This is a genomic window from Paenibacillus sp. FSL R7-0163 (assembly GCF_037969975.1).
In the GTDB taxonomy this organism is placed as follows: Bacteria; Bacillota; Bacilli; order Paenibacillales; family Paenibacillaceae; genus Paenibacillus_AQ; species Paenibacillus_AQ odorifer.
Window position 1 is genome coordinate 2,131,340 of sequence record NZ_CP150224.1, and the last position, 18,069, is coordinate 2,149,408.

Below are 18,069 nucleotides of genomic sequence, written 5' to 3' on the forward strand. Positions count from 1 at the left end.
GTATTCGGAAGGAGAAAACAACTATGAACCCGGCAAGCACTGCTGGCATTCAAAAACAGGGAGAGAATCTTAAGCCGAAAGTCTCGAGGTGGACACATACTTGGCGCCAATACAAAAAAAACAAATATTTATTCTTATTACTAGCTCCCGTGATCATCTGGTATACCGTATTTGCTTATGGCCCGATGTATGGCATTCAACTGGCTTTTAAAGATTATTTTATTCGTGATGGAATTTGGGGAAGTCCTTGGGTCGGCTTTAAGCATTTCGAATATTTGTTCACAGCTTCACCCGACTTTTGGAAAATTATTAAGAACACGCTTATTATCAGTTTTTACCATATCATCTTTGGTTTTCCTGCACCGATTATATTGGCGCTGTTATTTAACGAACTTAGGTTTTCCTTCTTCAAGAAGGTTGCACAGACGATTTCCTATTTACCCCATTTTTTATCCTGGATCGTTATTGGGGGGATATTGATCACTCTGTTATCTCCGAATTCGGGTGTGGTCAATTATATTATTCAGTGGCTCGGCTTTGATCCCATTTACTTTTTAGGCAGCGAGAAATATTTCCGCTTTACGCTCGTTATGTCAGGAATATGGAAGGAAATCGGCTGGGGAACGATTATATACTTAGCTGCATTAGCAAGCATTGATTCCCAAATGTACGAAGCTGCAGTTCTGGACGGAGCCAATCGCTGGAAACAAACGTTATTTATCACCATTCCTTCGATCCTGCCGGTGATTGCTATTCTGCTTATTCTTCGGGTAGGGAGTGTGCTGGATGCTGGCTTCGATCAAGTCTTAACACTTTATTCACCAGCTGTATATGGGGTGGCGGATACGTTAGATACTTATGTGTACCGGATAGGTCTGCAAAACTTTCAGTTCAGTCTAACGACGGCTGTTGGATTATTTAAAAATGTGGTGGGTCTTATCCTGGTGTTATTTGCAAACTTCATAACGAAAAAAATGGGGCAGGAAGGTCTTTATTAATGAATGAATGTAAGGAAGGAGTAACTACAATTGAAGCTATCCACTGGTGAAAAAGTATTCCAAGTCTTTCTAATCCTATTTGTAATCATTCTTTGTATTACGATGATTTATCCCTTCTTGCATGTGCTCTCTATATCATTTAGCACACCTGCGGAAGCCCTTCGGCCGGGAATTCATTTCTATCCTAAAGAAGTTTCCTTCTTTGCTTGGAAGCGTGTACTGACAACTGATACGGTCTGGCAAACGATGGGAAATACGGTTTTTCGCACAGTTGTAGGAACGGCTCTGACACTGGTGTTTCTGTCACTGGGAGCATATCCGCTGTCTCGCAAATATTTGCCGCACCGGGGATTTTATACAATGTTCATTGTTGTAACGATGTTTTTTGGCGGCGGGCTTATCCCTACCTATCTGCTAATCAAAAGTCTGGGACTTATAAATTCGTTATGGGTTTATATTGTCCCCGGCCTGCTCAGCACGTTTAATCTTCTGCTCCTGCGAAATTTCTTTATGGGTATACCGGAGGAACTGGAGGATTCAGCTAAAATAGATGGGGCTAATGATATGCGGATCTTATTTACGATTGTTATTCCGCTGTCGAAGCCTGTTCTAGTAACATTAGCCCTATGGACTGCAGTAGGGCACTGGAACGCTTGGTTTGATGCAATGTTATATATGCAGGATCAATCAAAGATTGTACTGCAGCTCTTCTTAAGACGGCTTGTTATTTCAGCCGAAGGAGATCCGATGTTACCACTTCCTACTAATGAGCAGGCTCCTGAAATGGTCAAAGCAGCTATTATTATGTTTACAGCGCTGCCTATATTAATGATCTATCCATTCCTGCAACGTTTCTTCGTCAAAGGAATTATGGTTGGATCACTTAAGGGTTAGAAGACTCAGAATGGTTTAAACAGTCCGCTATATCCGCGAGCTGTCTAAATATATAGATGAACAAGAAAAGGGAGGAAATAAAAGAATATGAGGCATACATCCAAGAAATGGTTGGAAATTGCTGCGATAGCCCTATCGGCTTCACTTGTCATGAGTGGTTGTGGCGGGAATGCGGCGAATAATAGCACTAACGAAGCTAAGCCGACGAATCAAGGTCAAGGGGGGACATCAGCAGCTGAAGCTCCGATTGAAATTATTTGGGCGAACAACTTTAATACGCCAGAAGAAGACGGTAACTATGTGCAAACCGAGCTAGAGAAGAAATTTAATGTAAAAATCAAAAATATTAAATTGGAACGTGGAACTTGGAAAGAACAATTTTCGGTGCTTCTAGCTTCTGGAGATATTCCTGATATCTTCCCGGTCGATGCAAACGAAACGGATATGGTGCAATGGGCAGATCAAGGGATCATTGCGACAATTGATAAGGCTGAAATTGAATCCCTGATGCCGAAATATGCAGCAGCATTGGATTCCGTTGATTCCGGGGCATGGGGCGTAGGCTTATACAACGAAAAAAACTGGGGGATCCCGAAAATTTGGCCAGGTGGTCTTGATGGATTTATTCCGGGCTATAATGAAGCCTGGCTGAAAAATATTGGCTACTCAGAACCACCCAAGACATTGGAAGAGCTTGAAGATGTACTCACCAAATTTGTTAATGAAGATCCGGACAAAAATGGGAAGAAAGATACTTACGGCTTAATCGGCCGCGGCAAGCTTCCAGAACAATTGTTCACAAGTGTGTTCTCAGCCTATGCTGTTTCCCCTTATCAATTCAAGAAGGATGCTTCCGGGAACGTAGTTTATGGAGGCGTTACAGAAGAGACACGATCAGCATTGGCGTTATTGAGCAAATGGTACAAAGCGGGTCTGATTGATCCTGAATTCATAACTAGTGATAATAACGAAATCAATATTAAATTTGCTGATCAAAAAGTGGGTATGGTGGATAACGGGAAGTGGGGCAATTTTTATAAAGAATCTGGGTTTGTCGCAAAACCTGGTCTAGAGAAAGGTCAAATATTCGTGCCTGGCAAGCCGTTTACAGCTCCAGATGGCGTTGCTTATTCATTCGCGTATGGTGCAAGACAGGCGCCAGTATTGTTCGGTGTTCAACTCGAAAAGGATGAGAAAAAACGCCATAAAATTATGGAAATTCTTGAATATGTGTCTACGGATTCCGAAGGTTTTCTGCTGACAGGTTTCGGTCAATTGGGGGTGAGCTATGATATGGAAGGGGACCTTGCCATTCCAAAAGCGGATGAAGAGGTTAGTGCTCCGAAGATGGGAGCGGGCAATTTCTATAATCCACTTAGCTCCACAGACACTTCAATGGAAAAACATACGGTAAAACAAGAATTGCTAGATTTGAGAGACAAGATCACTCCAGGTGTTACACCATTGCTTGATGTACTAGGCCCAGCGGTATTGACAAGCAAACCCAAGTATTGGGGCAATCTGAAGACGTTACAAGATACGTTTGTTATCAAGGCGATTACAGGAGAAGCGAACACGGGTAAAGATTTTGATAATTTCAAGGATAGCTGGCTAAAAGCCGGAGGTCAGGAAGTAACGGATGAAGTAAATAAAGTGTTGGCGGATCGTAAATAGAGCGGTTGTCCGCTGATTAGTACTGGATGATAGGCTGGAGCAAAAGCTTGCTCCAGCCTATTTATTAAACCCTTAAGAGAGTTGATTCTAAGATAACGGAGGTAGAAATGAGCGAATTAATTATTTATGAGCAGCCGAATGAAGCCCTGGGGAAAGACGATTTTACAGTAAGCGTAAGAGAGCCTGGTGGGGTATGGCAATCTCTGTTTGTTTTTGAAGCAAAGGTGGATATGCATCAGGTTCGGTCGACATCGATGGTTTATTTTGATATGGATGGCACGGTGGAGGTCTCTGTTCATTGTAAAAAACAACAGATTGAACAAGCGGTTATTCGCCCTTTGGCATCCCAAATCTCCTTTCAAATCGAAGAGAATACCCTTTTGTTCACATTGGAGCACCCGTGTAAGCTTTCCATTGAAATCAATGGAGAACGTTTTAGTAACTTGCATCTTTTTGCCAACCCCTTGGAGACAGCCCCTCCTAGACATGACGATGATAATGTAGTGCTTGTCCAACCAGGAATACATCAATTTGCGGCTATCGCAGAACAAGTTCAGCGTTTGTCAGAAAGGGCTAACGGGGAGCGTCAGACGATATATTTTATGCCCGGGCTTCATCAATTCGAGAATCCAATGCTGCATATCCCTTCTGGGACCACCGTTTATATTGCCGGAGGCGCGATCCTTTGTGGATCCATAATGATTGACCATGCTGAGAATGTTGTTGTTCGCGGCAGAGGTGTTCTGTATTTGGCGGATATGGAGAAAACGACTTATTTAAGAGGCGTTCAAATCCAGCATTCTGAACAGATTGAGATCGAAGGGATCATCACGCTTGATCCTCCGCATTACAGTATATATATCGGAGCGTCTAAGCATATTCGCATTCATAACTTCAAAGCTTTCAGTACACGCGGCTGGTGTGATGGAATTGATATGATGGCTAGCTCAAATGTGGATATTAAAGATGTGTTCTTGAGAACTTCTGATGATTGCATTGCCATTTACGGCAGTCGTGGAGAGTATTACGGAGACTCACGCCATATCACGGTTAAAGATTCCATACTCTGGGCGGACGTCGCTCATGCCATACATGTCGGTATTCATGGTGATCACCAACATAATGGCGATTTTATAGAAAATATTTGGTTCGAAAATATCGATGTGCTTGAACATCACGAGCCGCAGGAAAATTATTGGGGCGTTATGGCAATTTGTGCAGGGGACAACAATACCATTCGTAAGGTTACTTTCAAAAATATCCGGGTGGAGGATTTCGAACTAGGTCAGCTGTTTGATGTCCGCGTGGTGTGGAATAAAACCTATAATCCGGTGCCAGGACGCTGTATCGAAAATATTGAATTTAGCGATATCCACTACAATGGGAAGAATACCCATCCTTCCCGTATATTCGGCTATGACGAGGAAAGAGGTGTGAAGGACATTTATTTTTATAATCTCCAGATTAATGGAGAGGTTATTGTCGACCTGAATAACAAACATTTTGTAGTGAATGAATTTGCCAGCGGTATTTATTTGCATTAAATCAGAGGATGTAAATGAATGGAGGAGAACAATGAATTCACTTAGAGGGCTACTCTTTGGAAAATCGCTTAAACGTATTTTTAGGATCACAGTTTCCTTAAGTTTGTTGGTAACGCTAGTGCCTTTATCAGCAGAAGGAGCCGCAGTAGAATCGACAGAGCTGTCGATAATTACGGATTACCAACCTGCCATTAATGAGGTTATAGATGAAAGCGGATTCAAACATCCGGGTGTTGGCCTGACCAAGGATATTCTTGAGAATATTAGGACACAGGTACGGGCGCAAAAAGAACCCTGGATCACTTATTATAATCAGATGCTTCTCTCTCCGGCAGCTTCAAGAACGGTCACTTCCAACAATCAGAGTGGTGCGAATCCGTTGAAACCAGCGAGCGATGCTTTTAATAGCCAAGGCTTTAATTCAAGATTTATAGCGGATGGGTTGAAGGCTTATACACAAGCTCTATTGTATGTAATATCAGGTGATGAGGTTTACAGAGCTAATGCCATGCATATTATCCGGATTTGGTCACAGATGGACCCTGAGAAATACGTGTATTTTAATGATGCACATATTCATACAGGAATTCCGCTTAATCGAATGGTTACTGCGGCGGAAATCTTAAGGTACACAAGTACTCAAACTGAAGAGCTGAAATGGACGGAACAAGATGTCGCTGATTTTACGAATAATCTTATTAATCCGGTTATTGAAACATTCCAACACACCAATGATCGTTTTATGAACCAGCATCTTTATCCGCTGCTTGGAGCTATGTCAGGTTATATTTTTACAGGAAATAAAGATAGGTACAATGAGGGAGTTGAATGGTTTACCGTCAATAAAACTGCTGTCGATCAGGGGCAAAATGGCGCGATAAAAGCATTATTCAGATGGGTTGATACAAATATTGTAACAGGGAAAAAAGTTAATCCTCCCGTAGTTCAGCATGTTGAAATGGGCAGAGATCAGGCGCATGGCGCTGGGGATATAACGAATGTAGAGATTTTATCACGTTTATTATTGGCTCAGGAAACAAAGGTAGATCCGGTAGAGGGGACTGTTTCTAATACGCCAAATGCGGTGGGTCCGTATGAGTTTCTAGATCAACGGATTTTAAAAGCTGCCGACTACTTTGCGCAGTATATGATTGGCTATGATACACCATGGTTTCCAGTGGCGGCACATACAGATGTAAATGGAAATCCAACGATTATCTATAAACACTTGGCTGGCGGTTACAGGGGGAGAATTGGCGGTAATGTCTATGACCTTTATTATTATTATAAATATTCAGCTGGAATAAATATGGAGGTTGAAGCTCCTTACTTTAGCGAGATGTTTACTAAGAGATTGCCTTTCTATTGGGAGTCTCCGGATGGAGGCGGGGATTATTGGCTGTACATCCCTAAAGAAGCAGAGGGCGAGGGTACGCTCAATCTGCCGAAGGGGATAACGAATCCAGATTTGAGAGAACTAGAAGACCGGTATACGAAGCTTGATAGTCACTCCACCACAAAACAAGAAGGAGACACTACTTACGTTGAGATTACCGCAACAGATGAGGGCAGTAAAATTGCTTATGTGGGTGCAAGCAGCGGCGAACGAACCATTGCTTTTAAGATTCGGACTACTGGCATAGCAACCATGGAGGTGTTTGGCGATACCGTTACGCTGCCTGATACAAAGGGGCAATGGAGGTATATTCAGTATGCGTTCAATGAGTTCCAAGGCTTCAGCGATCTTGTCTATTTTAATGTGAAAGGAAATGGGACAACAGTCGATATTGACCATATTAATTTAAAAGCTGGGGCACAGCTTACCCCTCCAGTATTTACATCAGGGAAGGCACCGGTATCTTTATTTACCTATGAGGGTTCTACAGCGGCAATTCAATTTGATTTCTCTGCGACAGACGCAGGTGCAACGGATGTTGTTGCCTATCAAGCGGATCAATTACCTGAGGGCGCACTGTTCAATGAAACTTCAGGTGTGTTCTCTTGGTCTGGAGCACATGCGGGAACGTATTCCTTTGTAGTGATTGCCTCAGACGGAACTTCGGTTACAACCAAGGATGTTACTGTTGTAGTAGCGAATGATCGGCAATCTGCCGTCAACGCTGTCATTTCTCCTTATCATGCTGATGTGCCTTACATTTCGGCAACGTTAGCTCACTATAAGCAAGTGCATGCTGAGGTAATGGATGTAATTACTAATGTCACTGACGAGGTCTTCTATCAGAAGTTATTTGACCTGAATCTTGCAGTGCAAAGTCTTAAAGAATTGACGCCTTTAATGAAAGATGGAAGTGTTAATTTTACGAATATGTTTGTCAGCTCAACCTTTGGTAATGCAGTCCCGAACCTGCTGGACAACACAAATGATAGTTTTGTGGGGTATTATACAGCGCAGGATCGGGCGCATTACATGGATTTAGGACCGGATTTTCAAATATCAGCAGAAAGCTTTGAGCTTCAGGTAAGAGCTAGTTTTCCGGAGAGAATTGGCGGCGTTGCAATGTTCGGATCGAATGACAAAGAAAATTGGACCCGCTTAACTCCCGGTTTGACAACAGTTACTGAAGAGATGCAGAGACTAGAGGTTCAAGCAGGCCTGGAGCATGAAAAATTCCGATTTTTGAAAATGGAAATGATAAAGCCTTCGAGTACTATGCTGGAAATTGCTGAATTTAGAATCTTTGGCCAGCGGTATGAGACAGTAAATCAATTAGAGTCCGTGTCCATTCACTCAGATCAAAGCTTAAAAAATCGGATTATTCCAGGGGATACGATTCAATTATCCTTTAAGTCTACAGAAATGATCCATAATGTCACGGCCAATATACAGGGTCAACCTGTTGCAGTCAGTTCTGTGGACAATATCAACTGGACAGCTAAGCTTGTGGTGAATGAAAATGTTCCATCAGGTACTGTGAAATTTAAGATCAATTATAAAACGGCAGCTGGAGAGGATGCTGTAGAGACTATTTTTACAACAGATGGTTCTACTTTATTCATTGCAGATCAGACAGGGCTTGTCGCTAATGTGCTTGAGATAGCAAATCTAATCGATTCCAGTGGAAGGAATCCGGCTGATCTTTTGGCAACAGCAAAAGTTTTATTTGATAATCATTTAGGTTCTATCACGGATTTTCGTTTAAATGGCAGTGGTTATGGTGCCTATCTAACCTTTGACTTTAAAGAAGGTGGCCAGGCATTGCTGTCTAGGGTAGAAGTAATCGGAAGGCAAGATAATTATGCGGGCAGAATTAATGGAACAGTGGTGCAAGGCTCCAACGACAATGTGACGTGGACTACGATCTCTAATGCAGCCTGGAATACGCCGGAATGGCAGACGTTGACGATTAACAGCACAGAACCCTATCGTTATATCCGCATCACCAATGGAAACAACTGGTATGGAAACATGGCTGAACTACGTTTGTATGGTGATGTTAAAATCAATTCAAAGCTTGATGCGGTGTCCATTAGCTCCGACCAAAGTATCCAGAAACGAATTGTGTCTGGGAACACGGTGAAATTGTCTTTTAAAGCAAGCGATGCAATAAACCAAGTGAATGTCAATATTCAGGGTCAAGTCGCAACCATTGCTACTGTCGATAAGATCAATTGGACGGCTGAAGCGGTGATGGGCAATAACGTACAACCTGGACCTGTGAACTTTAGTATTAAATACAAGACAAAGGAGGGAATCGAGGGGCCGGAAAAAACATCAACTACAGATGGTTCATCTCTGTACATTCCCGATGAGACCGAGTTGATTAGTAATGTGCTTGCGATTACTAATTTAAGTGATTCCAGTGGGAGAACATCCACTGATCTCAGGAATGTTGCGGGATCATTATTCGATGGAAATGCAGGCTCAATTACGGATTTTCGGGTAAATGGCAGTGGATATGGAGGATTTATAACGTTTGATTTTAAAGAAGGGAATAGGGTTCAGCTGTCCAAGGCAGAGGTGCTTTCCAGGCAAGATAATTATTTTACACGAATCAATGGGACTGTGGTTCAGGGTTCGAATGATAATACAAGCTGGACGACAATCTCCTCTCCTGCAGGAAAAACGATGGATTGGCAGACCTTAAGTATTAGTAATGCAGAAGCCTATCGTTATATCCGGATCTATAATAGTAGTAATTGGTTTGGAAACATGGCAGAATTACGCTTTTATGGTGTAGTAAAAGGGGCAGATCATACAGCTCCGGTGACAATGGATGATGCGCCACAAGGTTGGACTAACAAGGATACGTTGGTAACCTTCACAGCTACAGATGCGGGCTCTGGTGTTGCGGTAACCTATTTCACAGTAAACGATGGCGAACAGCAAACCGGGAATTCAGTTATTTTGTCCAATGAAGGAACACATAAGTTAGTTTATTGGAGCGTTGATAGAGAGGGTAATGTGGAACAGCCGCAGAAGACTGCTGTGGTGAAGATTGATCGGACCGCACCACAGGTGGTAATTAACGGAGAGATTTCCTATACCATAGAGCAGACATTAAACATCACCTGTAGTGCAGCTGATACTGTATCAGGCATCACTTATTCGCCATGTGATTCAACGCTCGCAGATGTAAAGGCGTATACGCTGGAACCGGGAACTCATAGTGTAACTGCGAAAGCCGAGGATGCGGCGGGCAATGTCGGGTTGGCAGAGCATTCGTTTAGTGTATATGCGACATTTGACAGCTTGTCGGCATTAACCGAAACTTTTGCAGCTGAGACGGGTGCTCCAGATTTAGAAAACGTAACCAACTCACTTTTGCAGCAGCTGGCTAACGCAAAAGAAAAAGCTGAGCAGTATGCTGGCGCAGAAGTTCACAGCTTGCTGGAAGCTTTTAATAGTGAAGTGAACCTCCAGAGCAATCAGGTGTTCACTTCTGAGCAGGCAGAGGTTCTAGTCCGTTGGTCACAATGGCTCCAGAATACAACTCCGCTTGCTGGTGGAGCCCCTGGAAAGCCAGTGTTGTCTGACAATAATGGGCACGACACCGGGCTTCGAGATGGCAGATATACCGTCACCATGAATCTTTGGTGGGGGAACAACGGTACCGAATTTAAGCTCTATGAAAACGATGTGCTGATCAGTAACCAGATGCTGACGGACAGCTCACCGAATGCGCAAGCCATGAGTACGGATATTGTGGGCAAATCAAATGGAACCTACACGTACACGTGCGAGCTGGTCAACAGCTTCGGTTCGACAACCTGCGATCCGCTTATCCTTACTGTTACCGATGCAGTGCCGGGCAAACCATTAGTATCCCACGACAACTGGAGCGGGGATGGAACTTATGACGTTGTGATGAATATGTGGTGGGGAACCAATGGTACTGAGTACCGTTTGTATGAGAATGGAGAAGTGATCGACACCCAGACACTAAACACGGCTACCCCTGCGGCTCAGATGACAGTTACGAAACTTAAAGATAAAGCACCAGGTGTATATGAATATTACGCAGTATTAGTCAATGCATCAGGCGAGACATCTAGTGAGAAAATCACAGTAACTGTCAAGCCAAGAAACTGATCATAGAGCTGATGAAATAGGAAGGCCCTTTCTTCGGGATGACCGAGGGAGGGGCTTTTTTATAGCTGTAAAGGATACTATTGAGGGATTGAGACGTTGAATAACGAACGGAGAATTAGGGAATTCTGTAAATTGACATAACACCTATAGGTGTTATAATCAAAAGTGAACCCAAAAGGTGTTATATTAATTGAATGCTGGAGGCTATTTATTATGCAAACTCAAGAACCCTTACAAGAAATTCGTCAAACGATTTTACTAGATGCGCCAATAGAAAAGGTTTGGAAAGCTGTTGCCACGGCAGAAGGAATGGCAGCCTGGTGGATGCCTAGTACATTCGAGCCTGTTGTTGGGCATGAATTCATCCTGCATGCTGGACAATTCGGAGATTCTCCTTGTAAAGTAACCGAAGTTGATCCTCCGAATCGTGTTGGTTTTAATTGGGGGAAGGATTGGCATCTTGCTTTTGAACTGAAAGAAATCGAAGGGAAAACTGAATTTACCTTGATTCATTCTGGATGGGACCCTGAAAAAGTTACTGAATTTGGACAACCACATCCAATCGTACGCGGCTTTATGAACAGCGGCTGGGAAAAAATCGTCCAAGAAAAACTTCCTGCTTATATCGAGGCTTAATATGCCGGTTGCTGAAGCAGGACATGATGTATTTCAGGCGATAGCAGATCCTACCCGCCGCAGTCTGCTAAAGCTGCTCGCTAATAAGGAAATGTCTATAGCATCTATTACGGATTGTTACCCGATCAGCCGAACCGCTGTTAATAAGCATTTACAGGTATTGTCCGATGCGCAGCTTGTTAGCAGTCAGAAAGTCGGACGGGAGACCCGGTATAAGCTTCAGCCAGAACCTTTGCTGGAGCTGCAAGATTGGCTTGCCTTTTTTGAAGGTTATTGGGCTAATAAATTGTTTGCGCTTAAAGAATATGTTGAGGCTGACTCAGAGGAGAAGTAATAAACCGGGAGGCGTGAGATCGCGCTCCCCGGTTTTTTGTGTTGTTTAAATTCAGTTTATAAAAGGGAGTTACCATCACAATACAAACTAAAACGTTGGAGGAATTGTAATGGTAAATGAACGCAAAAAAATAATTGAGCCCAACCCTGGAGATTGGGCCGTCGAAGCGCGTGGGCTCGTCAAAACGTTTGGTGACAATCGCGCAGTTGATGAAGTAAATCTAAACGTTAAGGCAGGCACAATTTACGGTGTTCTTGGTCCCAATGGGGCTGGAAAGACGACGGTAATTCGGATGCTGGCAACGTTACTTCGTCCGGATGCGGGGTCGGCGCGAATCTTCGGGCATGATGTGGTAAAGGAGTCGCAGATTGTTCGGCAATTGATAGGGGTTACGGGACAATATGCTTCTGTGGATGAGTCACTTAGTGCTACAGAGAATCTGATTATCTTTTCACGTCTTTTAGGGTTAGGGCGGGTAGAGGCGCGGCAAAAGGCAGCGGAGTTGTTAGAAGAGTTTGGTCTGACGGAGGCGGCGAAACGGCCACTTCGAAATTTCTCTGGCGGTATGCGCCGACGTCTGGATCTTGCAGCGAGTCTGATTGCCCAGCCTCCGCTTATCTTTTTGGATGAACCAACAACAGGCCTGGACCCACGGACACGTTCGCAAATGTGGGATACCATTCGTCGGTTGGTGAACACAGGATCAACAGTGCTGTTAACTACACAGTATCTTGAAGAAGCCGATCAGCTGGCCGATCGCATTGCAGTTATTGATCATGGCCATGTCGTTGCAGAAGGCACCGTGGATGAGCTAAAAGCTTCAGTGGGCACCACCTCGCTGCACTTAAAAGTCCAAAATCTTAAAGATATCGCTCAAGCGCGCCGGATTGTGGAACATGTGCTGCATATCCAGTCTATTGTGCCGAATGAGGCTGGGAAAATTACTGCACCGATGGCGAACGCTGATTTAGTCACTGATTTGCTTATTGCACTCCGCGAAGCGGGGATTCCACTTGCGGAGATGAGTGTGCAGAAACCGACGCTTGATGAAGTGTTTTTGACGATCACTGGCCATGGAGTTACGGATGAGGCGTCCCAAGCGTCACAAGAATCAATTAATAAGGAGGCAGCAAGAGCATGAGTATGAGAACTTCTACTATTAGTCCAGGTGCGACCCGACAATTGAAAAACCATACGAGCTTCAAACAATCTGTTCGTAACTCGTTAACGATGGCTTATCGCGGGATATTGAAAATCCGCCGCACACCCGAGCAATTGTTCGACGTAACGCTGCAGCCAATTATTTTCACACTAATGTTTACTTATATTTTTGGTGGAGCCATATCAGGAGATGTAGTGAGCTATTTGCCCGTTATTATTCCTGGTATTCTAGTGCAGACTGTAATCACGACCTCCATCGTCACTGGGGTCCAACTGCGGGAAGACATGGATAAAGGGGTGTTTGACCGCTTTAAGTCATTGCCGATTGCCCGAATAGCCCCATTAGCCGGAGCTTTGTTGGCAGATACAATTCGATATACGATCGCAACTGTGCTTACTTTTGTCATGGGCTATATTATGGGTTACCGACCTGATGGCGGTCTGGAGCATGTCGCAATTGCTGCGCTTTTGGTTATCGTCTGCTCCTGGTCGATTAGCTGGATTTTCGCTTTCTTTGGTGTGATTGCCCGAACCGCTTCCAGCGTACAAGGGATATCAATGATTGTGCTGTTCCCACTCACTTTTCTATCCAACGCCTTCGTGCCTGTAGATACGATGCCTAACTGGCTGCAATGGTTTGTCAAAGTAAATCCAATCTCGCATCTTGTGTCAGCTGTCCGTCAGCTTGCTAACTCTGGAACCGTAGGCTGGGATTTCGCTATCTCACTTATCGGAGCCGCTGTGATTGTTGCGATTTTTGCACCTATTACTGTGCGTGCATATATGCGCCGGACATAATTAGAGATGAAGAAACAGCAGAAATGCCGTTTTTTTTGTGTTTATTATTATGTTGAAAAAGCCGTGATCAAAGGATATCCCAAGATTACGGCTTAAATTTGTTGAGGGGGGACTTGCAAAGAGGCTTTTTAGAATTACTTATCTTTTTTAAAAAAGGTATGAATTAAATTGGAGACCGATCTATCATACAATATTTTAGCAGTTTCCTCATTTTGAATATGTCCACCCAAATGCAGATGAATGACGCCATGCAATGACGCCCAAACCAGGTTAACAACAAGGAGAGGGTCTTTCTCATTAATAAACCCTTGTTCGATCGCTTCTGTAATAAGGGCTATCACTTGTTGTAGTGCCGTAAAGATAGCATGTAAGCTTTCCTCCTCCGGTTTGAATTCACTAAAGGCCCCTCCGAACATAACCATATAATAGCTGGTATGATTCCGTGAGAAATCCCAATAAGCTTGTCCAAGCCCGCGAAGATATAAATTTAGATTATCTTGTTTTGGAACCGCTTGAAAGGCAGCAGCTAATAATTTACACCCTTGCAAAAAAAGCTCCTTCGCTAAACCTTCCTTGTTTCCAAACAAGTTATAAATGATCTTTGTGGGACATTCCATTTTTTCAGCAACCTTGCGAATAGTTACACCTTCGGGTCCGGATTCATGCATGATGGCCGCAGCGGCTTCGATAATGTTCAGTCTTAATGTTTCCGCATGCTGTTGTTTTGCTTTTGGGTAGGTTGTAACAGATTGAGCATCTATAGAAGATATTTCGGACGATTTTTGCATGTAGTTTCACTTCCTTAGAACTTTACTTTAGCTTTTTAGATAGCCGTTATTTCTAAACCTTATTTTACTGATGTAGAAGAGAAATAGCCAATAATTAAATGTGTAGAACTTTATTTGACAACGCAACCTCACTTGGATACAATGATTCATATTGAAACAGTGTTTCTAGATGGTCATTAAAGGGAGAGATGATAGCAATGATTACAATTCAAAATAAATGGGCGTTGATTACCGGAGCTTCTTCGGGTATAGGTGAAGCGTTTGCTCGAGAACTTGCAGCCAAAGGAAGTCACTTAATTTTAGTCGCCCGTTCTGAAGATAAATTGATTGCTTTAGCGGGAAAATTACAACGAGAATTTCAAATTCAAGCGGAGGTTCTAGTTGCTGATTTATCTCAAGAAGGTTCCCCTGACAGGCTCTATCAACAATGTGTAGAACGTGGCTTGAACGTTGATATTCTTATTAATAATGCAGGTTTTGCTACGCATGGGCTTTTTGAACAACTATCTGGTTCGAGACAACATGAAGAAGTGATGCTAAATGTATTGGCGGTTGTAGATCTGACCCATTTGTTTTTGCCAGAGATGTTAAAAAGAAAAAGCGGAGTGATTATAAACGTTGCATCAACAGCAGCATTTCAACCTCTTCCTAATATGGCTGTATATGGAGCGACAAAAGCTTTTGTATTATCATTTACACAAGCGCTATGGGAGGAAAATCGGAAACGGGGCGTACAATTTCTTGCGTTATGTCCGGGGTCTACGGAAACAGAATTTTTTAATGTTGTAGGAGCCGATGAAGCTTCGGTCGGGAAACGAGATACTCCAGAAAATGTGGTTCAAGTGGCTATTCGTTCGCTTCAAGCTAAAAAAGTGTTTGCTGTCCCAGGATTTACAAACTATATTTCAGCTCAAATGTCACGTTTTTTCACACGTAAACAAATGCTTTATTTTGTTGGACGCATGCTCCGTACGCGACATTAATGGGTCAACGTATTCAAGCTGGTGTATTCCTTAGCAATGATTAACTATTTTAATTATAAAAAAACAACAAAACAGCGGTTCTCCCCAATATGGGAGAACCGCTGTTTTGTGTTTTGACTTGCTGACTTTGACTCCGTTCGCTTGAATTTACATCAACATCAGTAACATCACCAACACCAACACCAACAACAACATCAACGTCAACGTCAACGTCACCATCAACATCACCATCAACGTCAACGTCAACATCAACGTCACCATCACCATCAACATCAACATCACCAACATCATCAACATCTACAACAACAACATCAACAAAATTACCAATCGACTTCTAAATCACATCGCCGACTCATAATTGTCCACTGTGGTACGGACCCCAATGGTGTTATTAGTATGTTTTTCGCAGTTCCAGCGTAGTTTCGGACTCCAGTGCAGCTATTCCCTAGAAGGGGTTCTAAATATGATGTTTTGTGCGCCAATAGGTGCATTGAGGTCCCATAGGATCAGAAAAGTGGGGGATTTCTGCGAATAAGGTCAACTGAGTCCGATTGTACCTCGTTCGTCAAAGTAAGGCGAGGTAAACACTTATGTTCTTGCAGTCAACCTTATTGTATTAAGGTTCAATAAAAAGGACAAAAAACCAGCGTTGGTTGCTTCAACAAAAATTTAGGCAAGCAAGGCTGGCTAACGGACCCCAATGACGTTATTAGCATATTTTTCGCAGTTCCAGCGCAGTTTCGGACTCCAGTGCAGCTATTCCCTAGAAAGGGTTCTAAATATGGTGATTTGTGCGCCAATAGGTGCATTGAGGTCCGATAGGATCAGAAAAGTGGGGAAGTTCTACGAATAAGGTCAACTGAGTCCGATAGTACCTCGTCCGCCAAAGTAAGGGGAGGTAAACACCCTCGCCCTCGCAAATAGCCTACTAGTAATTATCTAAGTCTACGCAAATAGCCTACTAGTAAACACCCCCGTCCTCGCAAACAACCTACTAGTAAACACCATCGTCCCCGCAAATACTACTGGCATGAACCTTCGTACACGTAACTCCGTATTGGAAGCTACGTCATGCGCAGAAAGCAATTGGATTTAATCAAAGAAGGTTCGGTCCTCAAATTATTTTGGCCTATTTTTCCATTAACTACTTCATCTGTCGTAGTAATTATGTTATACTGCAACTACTACGACAGATGAAGTAATCATGGGGGGATATTCTTGATCAGCAGTGATGTTATACGCGGCTACAATGATACGATGATCCTCTACATGCTGCTGGACGGGGAATCTTACGGGTACGAGATTTCCAAAAATATCAGGCAGTTAACGCAGGAGAAATATGTCATGAAAGAGACAACGTTATATTCTGCCTTCACCCGACTGGAGAAAAACGGGTATATAGAATCCTTTTATCTGGATGAGAGTCTTGGCAAGCGGCGTACGTATTACCGGATTACCTCGTTGGGTCTCGCCTATTACCGAGAAAAATGTGAGGAATGGAAGGTTACGCAGCAAGTTGTAAACCAATTTATCAAGGAGTGGTGATAGAGCATGGAGACGATCATAGTATATCTGGATAATATGTTTGCGGGTCTGCCAAAGACTCAGGAACTGGAACATCTGAAGCAAGAGCTGCTATCCGGGATGGAGGAGAAGTACCTAGAGCTGAAGCTTGCTGGCAAGTCGGAGAATGAGGCGATTGGTATCGTCATATCGGAATTCGGCAATATTGAAGAGCTGACAGCGGAGCTTGGCATCGATCCAGTTGCGCCGGAACAGGCTATTCCGGTGCTGACGGAAGAAGAGGTTTACGCTTATGCGGCGGCCAGACGAAGCGCTGGATTATGGACGGGTATCGGCGTTTTTCTCTGCGCATGCGGAGTGGCGTTTTTGATCACTCTGGATACAATATTTGAAAATAAGGCTGTTATGAGTGATAAAGGTTCTATGCTGGGGCTGGTCGGAATGTTCTTGCTGGTCGCTATCGCGGTCGGGATGTTTATACACAGCGGAATGAAGCTGGATCGCTTTAAGAGTCTGGAGCAAGGTTTTCAGCTGCCTTACGCTCTAAAGATGGCGCTTCAACGGAGCCAAAGTCTTTATGCTCCGACTTACCGTCTTTCTCTGATTACAGGAGTCTGCCTGTGTGTGCTGTCGCCGGCTTTTATCTTCACCACTAGCTATGTCAACGATGACTATGCTCCCTATGGAGTCGCTGCTTTTCTGTTTATTGCGGCTGTAGCGGTGTTTCTGTTCATCTATTACGGGAATATCCAGGGTACTTATACGAAGTTGCTGGAGGAGCCGAATATCATTGCAGAGAAGCAGGAAGAGAACCGATTTGTTGGAGTTGTTGGGGCTGTGTTATGGCCTTTGGCGACGGCGATTTTTCTGTTCACGGGTTTTGTCTATGGGCGCTGGGACATCAATTGGGCAGTATTCCCAATTGCGGGTATCCTGTCCGGCATGTTAAGCAATGTTAATCATGTTCTGAACCGTAAAGATATCTCCTGATGGTGTTGACTACACTTGTACATTCCTGAACTAGATAGATTATATGTAAGGTATTCTACCAGTAGATTTGGCTGGAGAATGCCTTTTTTTGTTGGATTTTAACAGGTGAGCTAAATGAGCTCTTTAATATTTTGACATTTAAATTTTAAGTACGGACTTGGACATATGTTGAGAGAAAGAGAATATGAATATAC

General features: G+C 43.4%; 13 protein-coding genes. 12 read left to right on the forward strand and 1 reads right to left on the reverse strand.

The annotated features are described in order from the left end of the window. Window positions 1-23: 23 nt before the first annotated feature. From NST45_RS09485 to NST45_RS09525, 9 genes are all read left to right on the forward strand, one after another. Window positions 24-998 carry an ABC transporter permease subunit gene (locus NST45_RS09485; protein ID WP_036688267.1) on the forward strand — a complete coding sequence of 325 codons (975 nt, stop codon included), beginning with the start codon at window positions 24-26 and terminating at the stop codon, window positions 996-998. A 30-nt stretch (window positions 999-1,028) separates the two neighbouring features. After that, a complete protein-coding gene (locus NST45_RS09490; RefSeq protein ID WP_339825433.1) occupies window positions 1,029-1,892 on the forward strand; it encodes a carbohydrate ABC transporter permease in 864 nt (287 codons plus the stop codon). 87 nt (window positions 1,893-1,979) lie between these two features. Further along, window positions 1,980-3,566 carry an extracellular solute-binding protein gene (locus tag NST45_RS09495; protein WP_036688263.1) on the forward strand — a complete coding sequence of 529 codons (1,587 nt, stop codon included), beginning with the start codon at window positions 1,980-1,982 and terminating at the stop codon, window positions 3,564-3,566. 107 nt (window positions 3,567-3,673) lie between these two features. Then, a complete protein-coding gene (locus NST45_RS09500; protein ID WP_076274963.1) occupies window positions 3,674-5,110 on the forward strand; it encodes a glycosyl hydrolase family 28 protein in 1,437 nt (478 codons plus the stop codon). 31 nt (window positions 5,111-5,141) lie between these two features. After that, complete coding sequence (locus tag NST45_RS09505; protein WP_339825436.1) at window positions 5,142-10,661, forward strand: discoidin domain-containing protein; 5,520 nt, start codon at window positions 5,142-5,144, stop codon at window positions 10,659-10,661. Between the two features lie 213 nt (window positions 10,662-10,874). Further along, on the forward strand, window positions 10,875-11,297 hold the full coding sequence (locus NST45_RS09510) for an SRPBCC domain-containing protein (RefSeq protein WP_036688260.1): 423 nt from the start codon (window positions 10,875-10,877) through the stop codon (window positions 11,295-11,297). Window position 11,298: 1 nt separating this feature from the next. Beyond that, window positions 11,299-11,631, forward strand: coding sequence for a metalloregulator ArsR/SmtB family transcription factor (locus NST45_RS09515; protein ID WP_036688259.1), 333 nt, complete (start codon window positions 11,299-11,301; stop codon window positions 11,629-11,631). Window positions 11,632-11,740: 109 nt separating this feature from the next. Beyond that, window positions 11,741-12,772 carry an ATP-binding cassette domain-containing protein gene (locus NST45_RS09520; RefSeq protein WP_076098950.1) on the forward strand — a complete coding sequence of 344 codons (1,032 nt, stop codon included), beginning with the start codon at window positions 11,741-11,743 and terminating at the stop codon, window positions 12,770-12,772. Window positions 12,773-12,774: 2 nt separating this feature from the next. Then, on the forward strand, window positions 12,775-13,590 hold the full coding sequence (locus NST45_RS09525; protein WP_036689061.1) for an ABC transporter permease: 816 nt from the start codon (window positions 12,775-12,777) through the stop codon (window positions 13,588-13,590). A gap of 134 nt (window positions 13,591-13,724) precedes the next feature. Here NST45_RS09525 and NST45_RS09530 read toward each other — a convergent pair whose 3' ends face one another. After that, a complete protein-coding gene (locus NST45_RS09530) occupies window positions 13,725-14,378 on the reverse strand; it encodes a TetR/AcrR family transcriptional regulator (RefSeq protein ID WP_094901897.1) in 654 nt (217 codons plus the stop codon). A gap of 197 nt (window positions 14,379-14,575) precedes the next feature. On the opposite strand from NST45_RS09530, the gene NST45_RS09535 reads away from it, so the two are divergent. From NST45_RS09535 to NST45_RS09545, 3 genes are all read left to right on the forward strand, one after another. Beyond that, window positions 14,576-15,361 (forward strand): SDR family oxidoreductase, encoded by a 786-nt coding sequence (locus NST45_RS09535; protein ID WP_038571784.1) that lies wholly within the window; start codon window positions 14,576-14,578, stop codon window positions 15,359-15,361. A gap of 1,218 nt (window positions 15,362-16,579) precedes the next feature. Continuing rightward, window positions 16,580-16,906 carry a PadR family transcriptional regulator gene (locus tag NST45_RS09540; RefSeq protein WP_036688249.1) on the forward strand — a complete coding sequence of 109 codons (327 nt, stop codon included), beginning with the start codon at window positions 16,580-16,582 and terminating at the stop codon, window positions 16,904-16,906. Window positions 16,907-16,912: 6 nt separating this feature from the next. Then, a complete protein-coding gene (locus NST45_RS09545) occupies window positions 16,913-17,875 on the forward strand; it encodes a permease prefix domain 1-containing protein (RefSeq protein WP_036688247.1) in 963 nt (320 codons plus the stop codon). The last annotated feature ends 194 nt before the right edge of the window (window positions 17,876-18,069 follow it).

Bases quoted from the DNA above. Each gene is read 5' to 3' on its own strand.
- NST45_RS09530 (WP_094901897.1), bottom strand. From the start codon at position 14,378: ATGCAAAAATCGTCCGAAATATCTTCTATAGATGCTCAATCTGTTACA.
- NST45_RS09505 (WP_339825436.1), top strand. From the start codon at position 5,142: ATGAATTCACTTAGAGGGCTACTCTTTGGAAAATCGCTTAAACGTATT.
- NST45_RS09500 (WP_076274963.1), top strand. From the start codon at position 3,674: ATGAGCGAATTAATTATTTATGAGCAGCCGAATGAAGCCCTGGGGAAA.
- NST45_RS09525 (WP_036689061.1), top strand. From the start codon at position 12,775: ATGAGAACTTCTACTATTAGTCCAGGTGCGACCCGACAATTGAAAAAC.
- NST45_RS09545 (WP_036688247.1), top strand. From the start codon at position 16,913: ATGGAGACGATCATAGTATATCTGGATAATATGTTTGCGGGTCTGCCA.
- NST45_RS09520 (WP_076098950.1), top strand. From the start codon at position 11,741: ATGGTAAATGAACGCAAAAAAATAATTGAGCCCAACCCTGGAGATTGG.
- NST45_RS09510 (WP_036688260.1), top strand. From the start codon at position 10,875: ATGCAAACTCAAGAACCCTTACAAGAAATTCGTCAAACGATTTTACTA.
- NST45_RS09535 (WP_038571784.1), top strand. From the start codon at position 14,576: ATGATTACAATTCAAAATAAATGGGCGTTGATTACCGGAGCTTCTTCG.
- NST45_RS09515 (WP_036688259.1), top strand. From the start codon at position 11,299: ATGCCGGTTGCTGAAGCAGGACATGATGTATTTCAGGCGATAGCAGAT.
- NST45_RS09485 (WP_036688267.1), top strand. From the start codon at position 24: ATGAACCCGGCAAGCACTGCTGGCATTCAAAAACAGGGAGAGAATCTT.
- NST45_RS09495 (WP_036688263.1), top strand. From the start codon at position 1,980: ATGAGGCATACATCCAAGAAATGGTTGGAAATTGCTGCGATAGCCCTA.